General features: G+C 71.2%; 6 protein-coding genes. 3 read left to right on the plus strand and 3 right to left on the minus strand.

Annotation, left to right across the window (positions count from 1 at the left end):
- Positions 1–2,517 (minus strand): TIGR02678 family protein (locus AC08OQ_RS16540; RefSeq protein WP_476612177.1); only part of this gene is annotated, 2,517 nt, incomplete at its 3' end.
- Between the two features lie 108 nt (positions 2,518–2,625).
- Positions 2,626–4,305: a TIGR02677 family protein gene (locus AC08OQ_RS16545; protein WP_476600262.1), complete on the minus strand. Its 1,680-nt coding sequence runs from the start codon at positions 4,303–4,305 to the stop codon at positions 2,626–2,628.
- Between the two features lie 188 nt (positions 4,306–4,493).
- Between AC08OQ_RS16545 and AC08OQ_RS16550 the strand changes: the two genes are divergently transcribed.
- Together AC08OQ_RS16550 and AC08OQ_RS16555 are read left to right on the plus strand one after the other, a co-directional pair.
- Positions 4,494–4,679, plus strand: a complete 186-nt coding sequence (locus AC08OQ_RS16550; RefSeq protein WP_476612178.1) for a ribbon-helix-helix protein, CopG family — start codon at positions 4,494–4,496, stop codon at positions 4,677–4,679.
- Entirely contained in the window at positions 4,676–5,056 is a 381-nt protein-coding gene (locus AC08OQ_RS16555; RefSeq protein ID WP_462185803.1) for a type II toxin-antitoxin system death-on-curing family toxin, read from the plus strand. The genes AC08OQ_RS16550 and AC08OQ_RS16555 overlap by 4 nt, the downstream gene beginning before the upstream one ends.
- Positions 5,057–5,329: 273 nt before the next feature.
- Here AC08OQ_RS16555 and AC08OQ_RS16560 read toward each other — a convergent pair whose 3' ends face one another.
- Complete coding sequence (locus AC08OQ_RS16560) at positions 5,330–5,791, minus strand: MarR family winged helix-turn-helix transcriptional regulator (protein WP_462185802.1); 462 nt, start codon at positions 5,789–5,791, stop codon at positions 5,330–5,332.
- Positions 5,792–5,871: 80 nt separating this feature from the next.
- Between AC08OQ_RS16560 and AC08OQ_RS16565 the strand changes: the two genes are divergently transcribed.
- Positions 5,872–6,628: SDR family NAD(P)-dependent oxidoreductase (locus AC08OQ_RS16565; protein ID WP_476605616.1), on the plus strand; the 757-nt coding region annotated here is incomplete at its 3' end.

Here is a 6,628-nt window from a genome sequence, read left to right on the forward strand (position 1 = left end):
GGCCTGGACCGTGCGTTCCGCCCCCGTGAGCCGGCGCTTCCGGTCGCCGGCGGCCTCGGCCGCGGCCCGGCTGTCCCGGTCCCGCTGGGCGGCGAACCGGGCGAGCTGCCCGGCATCCTCCTCGGCGCCCCGCAGCGCCGCCGCGTCGCGCATCTCCGGGCTGTCCCGCAGCGCGTCCCGCCGGGCGGTCAGTGTGGCCTTCGCCTCCTCCACCTCGGTGAGCGCCTGCTGCGCGGCCGTCAGGGCCTCGACCGCCGCCTGATGCGCGGCGTCGGCCTCGGCGAGATCCCGCCCGTGCTGCTCGTAGCGGCTGTGCGCCTGTCGCGGCGGGGCGGCGTACCGTTTCGCGGCCACCCGGGCGTACCGGCGGTAGTGGGTCAGGAACGCCTGCGCCGCCGTTTCCGCCTCGGCGAGGGCGCGCAGCGTCTCCCGTTCCTCGTCCAGGCCCCGGAACGCCTCGGCCACGGTGACCACGAGCGCGGGGTCCAGCGGCGGCAACGCCTCGGTGAGTGCCCGGGAGAGCAGCTTCTCGTCGGGCTTCTTGGACAGCTGCGGCTGGCGTAGCTGGATCAGGAGGTTGACCAGGGCCTCGTACCGGTGCCCGCTGAGACCGAACAGCGATTCGTCCACGGCACGGCGGTAGTCCGACGCGGTGTCATACACCGCGCCGTGGCCGTCGACGGCGTCTTTTAGTTTGTCCCTGGTCAGCGGCACCCGGGTCGGGCCGACCCGGGACAGCTGCGGACCGATCCGTTGGCGGGTCACGAAGAACCAGTGCCGGACGATGCCGCGCCCGCTGACCGCCTTCAGACCGGCCCCGATCGTGCGGTACTCGGGGACGCCGTCACCGCCCAGCCGGCCGAACTCCAGCCAGGTGTAGCCGAGCCGCTCGGGATGCGGGTGCCGGCCGCCCAGCAGCAGGTTCCATTCCATCCGCTTGTTGCGGTCACCGTCCGGTTCGACCCGGTGCGCGGCCAGCTCGCCGTCCAGCAGGAACGGGAGCGTCAGCGCCAGGACCTTCGACTTGCCGGTACCGTTGTTGCCGCGCAGCAGCAGCCGCCCGTCGTGGAAGTGGAATTCTTCCACGTCGTAGTAGAAGAGGTCGACGAGGCCGGCGCGCAGCGGCTGCCAGCGGTCCTCTCGGGCCGGAACGGGAATCGCGGTCGAGGCCGGGGACGGTGTCGTGGCCGATGCCGGTGCCGATGTCGTGGACGCGCGGGTCGGTGCCGCGGGCACACGGGGCGAGGTGCTCATCGGCGGCTCGTCTTCTTCCTTCTGACCGGACCGCTTCTGACCGGACCGGCGCCGCCCGCCCGGCTGTCGTGGATCGTCGGCGCCTCGACGGCGTAGCGCGTGATCGCGGGCCGGGCGAGCACCGCCGGTGGTTCGCCGGCCTGGCCCGGCACGTCCGTGACCAGCCGCAGCGCGCAGCTTGTCCAGCGCCATGGCGAGCAGCTCGGCGTCGGCACCCGGTTCGGTGACGCCCCGCCGCCAGTAGGTGGAATGCTCGGCCGCCATCTTCCGAACGTAGCCACGCAGCCGGCCGACCGGCACCGGCCCCGCGGAATCTGGCTGGGCGGCGAGATACTCGGCGACCAGCAGGGTCACGTGGCCGTCGGTGCGCTGTTCCGGCATCCGTACGTCGGTGAGCTCGTCGTCGGGGTCGACCATCGCGATCCCTTCCGCGCGCATCTCGGCGATCAGACCGGTGGCGTCCTCGATCCGTCTGGTGATCGCCCGGCGCTGGCTGATCAGGTAGGCGCGCTCGTCCTCGGCGAGCTCGTCGTAATAGACGACGGGATCATCGAGCAGCCGGCGGGTCAACCGGTGGCGAAGCGACCGGTTGCGCAGGTCGTCGGTGTCGGGGACGGGCTCGTGGGTCAGCTCGGCGAGCCGCGCCCCGATGTCGTCGGCGTCGATGGTCGACGGGCCGCGGGTACCGGTCAGCAGCGACGCGAGCACCCTGCGGCGTACGTCGTACAACGCGTCGCCGCTGTCGCGCAGATAGGCGTCCTCCTCGCCGGCGACCCGATCCAGCACGCCGAGCGCGAGCAGCAGCCGGACCACCGCCACGAGGTCGGAACGTTCGTTCCGGCGGCTGAGGGTGAAGGTGACCCCGGTGCGGGCCAGTTCCGGGTCGCTCGCCGCGACCAGCACCCCTTCGGCCAACCGGCCAAGGGTGATCTGGGTGTCCGCCGCCTCCAGCACCGACAGCGCGAGGCACAGCAGGACGTAGCGGCGCCGCCCGAACGGCGCTCGACCCTTCCCCTCCCGCGCCGGGTGCGTGTCGTCCTGGATGGTCGCCGCCGTCTTGAACAGCCGCGCCGACTCGGCGTCGACGACCAGCCGCCAGCCGGTTTCGGCGGCGAGCCACTCGCGCAGCTCGGAGGCGTGCCGGCGGACCAGCCGCAGGACCTCGTCGTCCGCGCCGGCGGTGCGTAGCGGCCCGGCCAGCAGCGCGCGCAAGGCCCTGCGCCGCGCGGCCCGGTTCTCCTCGGCGACCGAGTCCGCCGTCATCCGGACACCCGTCCGGTCTCCAGCAGCTCGAGCCGGTCCGGCCCACCGGCGAGTACGACCGGATCGAGGTCGTCCATCCGGCCATTCAGATCGTTTTGCCGGTTTCGGTCATTCCTGTCGTTCAGGCCATTCAGGCCATTCAGGCCGCCGGACGCGATGCCGCACCGGCCAGGTCGACGATCTCGACGGTGTGTTCCGGGCCGTCCAGGACGCCATCCTCGGTCTCGATCCGCGCCACCCCCCGCCGGGGACGAGGGTGAGCCGGATCAGGACCGTGCCGTCGCTGGACGTGGTCTCCACCTCGGTATCGCCCGGCAGCCTGGCGGCGAGCGCGTCCCCGAGCAGGCCGAGGAACAGCCGGAACGCCTGCCGGTCCAGGACGCCGAGCTGGGACAGCAGTACCGGCCCGTCGGTGGCGAGCCGGGCCCGAGCGGACGCGGCCTGCTCCGCCTCCCGCGCGGCCTGCTCGGCGAGCAGCCGCCGCTGCTGCGCGCGGTCCGTGACCCGGTTCGGCGTTCCGCGCCGCTCGTAGGAACCGGTCCGGCGCAGCTGCGGGCTGATCCGCATCGGCGGCGCCTCCTGCCACGGCGTGTTCGGTGTCGGCTCGTCCTCCTGCCAGGCGGCGACGGTCTCCTGGCTGACGGTGAGATGCCGGGCCGAGGCCAGGCCGAAGGCGGCCCGCCACAGCCGGTGGGCCGCCGCGTCGTCAGGGGCCTCGGCAAACCAGCGGGCGAGCGTGCGGAAGTCCGCCGACCGGTCCGGACGGCCGGTACGGCGCTCGTTGAGTGCGGCGACGGTGTCGATGAGCTGGGTGATCGCGGTGATCGCCGCGCCCCGCAACAACCGTGCCTGGGAGGGACGGCGTGAATCCGCCGACACGAACCAGTCGTGCAGGCCGCGCCAGCGGTTGCGCCAGCCGTCCAGGGCCGCGGCGACCGCGGCGTCGTAGGCGGTCCGAATCCGCTCGGCGTCGGTTCGCCCGGGGTCGGATACCCCGGATACCTCGGAGTCGGATATCTCGGGCACGTCGGGCACGGCGTCGGTCGCCTCCCGACGGGCCGCGAGCAGCAGCAGGCGTTCGACGCCGGCCCCCTCGACCTGACCCAGCAGGGTGGCGATCTCCGCGCCCCGGTTCGCCAGCTCGGCGATGAACCGGTTGATGTAGTCGATGAGCCGTTGCTTGTAGGCGAGGAACGCGTCCACGTCACCGTCCGAGAAGTCGATCACTCGGCGGAGGGACGTCATGAACGCCTGAGCGTTGTCGGCCAGTCCGGTGAACCGCTCCGCCAGCCCCAGCAGCAGCAGGTGTACCTTCGCCGGGTCGAGATCGGCGGCGTCGCCGGCCGTCATCTCCACCAGGGCGCGCAGCTGGGCGGCGATGTCCTCCAGCGCCACCGACTGCAGGGTGCCCCGGCGGCCGATCGCCACCTCGTAGACGGCGATCGCCTCCTCGGCCGTCTGCCCGGCCGGGGTCAGCTGGTACAGGTAGCGCGCCCGGTGGAAGTCCGCCACCGTGGTCACCCGGCCGGTGTCCGGGTCGGCCCGCAGGTTGCCCCACTCAACGAGCTTGTCCAGCGCGGCGATGATCGACTCGGTCTGCCCTGGCCGCCCCAGGTCCGCGAGCACGTCCTCGGGGCGCATGTGGACGATGAACCGGTCCCGCGCCCGCGCGAACGTCGTCAGCACCTCCCGGTAGACGTCCGCGTTGGGGGCGCTCAGGTGCGCGAACGGCTGCCGGGGCGGCGCATCACCGCCGGCTGCCGGCCCGGTCTGTCCGTCGCTCGTCACACCGCCCAGTATCGCCCACCATGCTACTGCGTGAACGGCGGGTGACCGGCTACCAGTGACATTACTGACGCGCGTCTGTCTGTACCTGCTGCGGGGGTGATGTTGCTGGCTGTCGGACGGCGCTTGACGATTGCGACGGTGGCGGTATCGCTGATGATACCATTCCGGGCGTGGCTATGACCTTGCGCTTGACGGACGCCGAGACGGAGGCGTTGCGGCGCCGCTCCGAGCTGGAGCAGCGGTCGATGCAGGAGGTCGCCCGGCAGGCGATCCGGGAGTACATCGAGGCGCACAACCGTGCGGAGCTGCTGGACCGGGTGTTGGACGAGGAGCTTCCGCGGTACGCCGAGGCGCTCCGCCGGCTCGGCGAATGATCTATCTGACGCTGCCCGAACTGCTTCACGTCGCCGAACGGACGCTCGGAGCCGAGCCCCAGGTCCGAGATCATGGCCTGCTCGAATCCGCGCTGGCCCGACCGCGGGCGACCGTCTTCGGTCACGACGCGTATCCCACCCTCGACGGCAAGGCCGCTGCGCTGCTGCACTCTCTCGCCCGTAACCATGCGCTCGTCGACGGGAACAAACGCCTCGCTCTCGCCGCGCTCATCGTCTTCTATGGTCTTAACGGCCGCCGTCTGACGCTGACCAACGAGGGCGCCTACGACCTGGTGATCAGCGTCGCGGCGGGGGCGTGCGATTCTGTCGAGGAGATCACCAGGATTCTCGCGGAGGCGAGCGAACCCGGTCGATGAGAGTCGCCTCGTGGCAGCCGTCCAATGCGTCATGACCATGACGGCAGAGGCGTCACGCGACCAAGAAAATATATGCTGTGAGCTGCGTCGACACCGCTATAATGATCGAACTCTGAAGTGGTGAGACCGGACAGGCGGGGGTGGTCGTGGAGCCGCGCCAGCTGAGCCTTGAGCTCTTGTCGAGATCCGCGTCGGTCCCGCGATTGGCTTGATCTTCAGGCGTGATGGACCGGGGGACCGCGGATGTTCGGCCATCACGCCATCGGCGCGGTCTCACTCCTCGACCAGGGCGTCGTCTCCCATCACGCCGCGCAGGCTGGCGATGGCCTGCTCGAGCGCGTCGATCGTGATCTCGCGGTCGGGCGCGCTCACTTCTCCCATGGCCTCCTCGGCGAGTTCTGACCAGGCCTGCTCAATGGCGGGTACCAGCGCCTGGCCCGCATCCGTCACCACGATGCGCACCTGGCGGCGGTCGGTGGCGACCGGCTCGCGCCGGAAGTACCCGGTCTTCTCGAGTCGCGCAAGGCTGCGGGTCGCGGTCGGCGGCTCGACGCCGAGCCGGGCCGCCAGCTCCGAAATCGTCATCCCGCCGCGATCTTGGGCCAGGTGCCACAGCAGCACGTCCTGGCCGGGGTGGAGCCCGAGCGCGGCGAATCGGCGTGCCCTCGCGGCGCGGTAGAGCTTGCCCATCTTGGTCAGCGCCCGGTTGAGGCGCATGGCTTCGCCTGCGTCCACGCTGGCTATCGTATATTTACATAGTCGGCTAATATATAGCTGGCTAATAGGTGTTCGGCTAATCGTTTGGGAGGATGATTATGGATCTTGGGTTCGAGGGTCGGATCGTGTTGGTCACGGGGGCGTCAGGTGCGATCGGCGCCGCGGTCGCCAGGTTGTTCGCGCATGAGGGTGCCTACGTCGGCGTGGGCTGGCATCACAACGAAGAGGGTGCCCGGCGCCTCGTCGACGCGATCGTCCGTACGGGCGGGAAGGGGGTGGCGGTGCGGCTGGACCAGCGGGACCACGGCTCGGTCGAGGCCGCGGTGGGTGAGGTGCGGACCACGCTCGGGGAGATCACGGTCCTGGTCGCGAACGCGGTCGCATGGCCGACGGGGCCGACCGAGACGTGGGAGAGCCTCACCGACAGCCTCACCGCAAACGTCACCGGGACGATGGCAGCGGTCGGCGCCGTGCTGCCCGGCATGAGGAACGCCGGGTGGGGCCGGCTGGTGCTGGTGTCCTCGGACCTCGTCGAGCAGCCGCTGCCTGCGGCGGTCTCCTACCCCGCGGCGAAGGGATCGCTCGAGACCGCGGCCCGGGTGCTCGCGGCGCGAGAGGCGCGGTACGGCATCCTCACGAACGTCGTACGGCCCGGCTTCACCCTGACCGATCGGGCGCTGAGTGCACCGTGGCTCGGCCAGAAGGCCGTGGATGCTGAGGCAGCGAAGACGCCGACCGGCCGCATCTGCACGCCCGAGGACGTCGCCTCCGCCGTCGCCTACCTCGGGTCGGCCGCCAACAGTCACATCAACGGCGAGGTGCTGTCGGTGACGGGTGGACGGCACCTTACCCGTT

This window comes from Frankia sp. CcCS3 (assembly GCF_977927575.1).

What these genes read in the sequence shown, in the direction of transcription:
- AC08OQ_RS16555 (WP_462185803.1), top strand. Translation starts at nt 4,676, where the DNA reads ATGATCTATCTGACGCTGCCCGAACTGCTTCACGTCGCCGAACGGACG.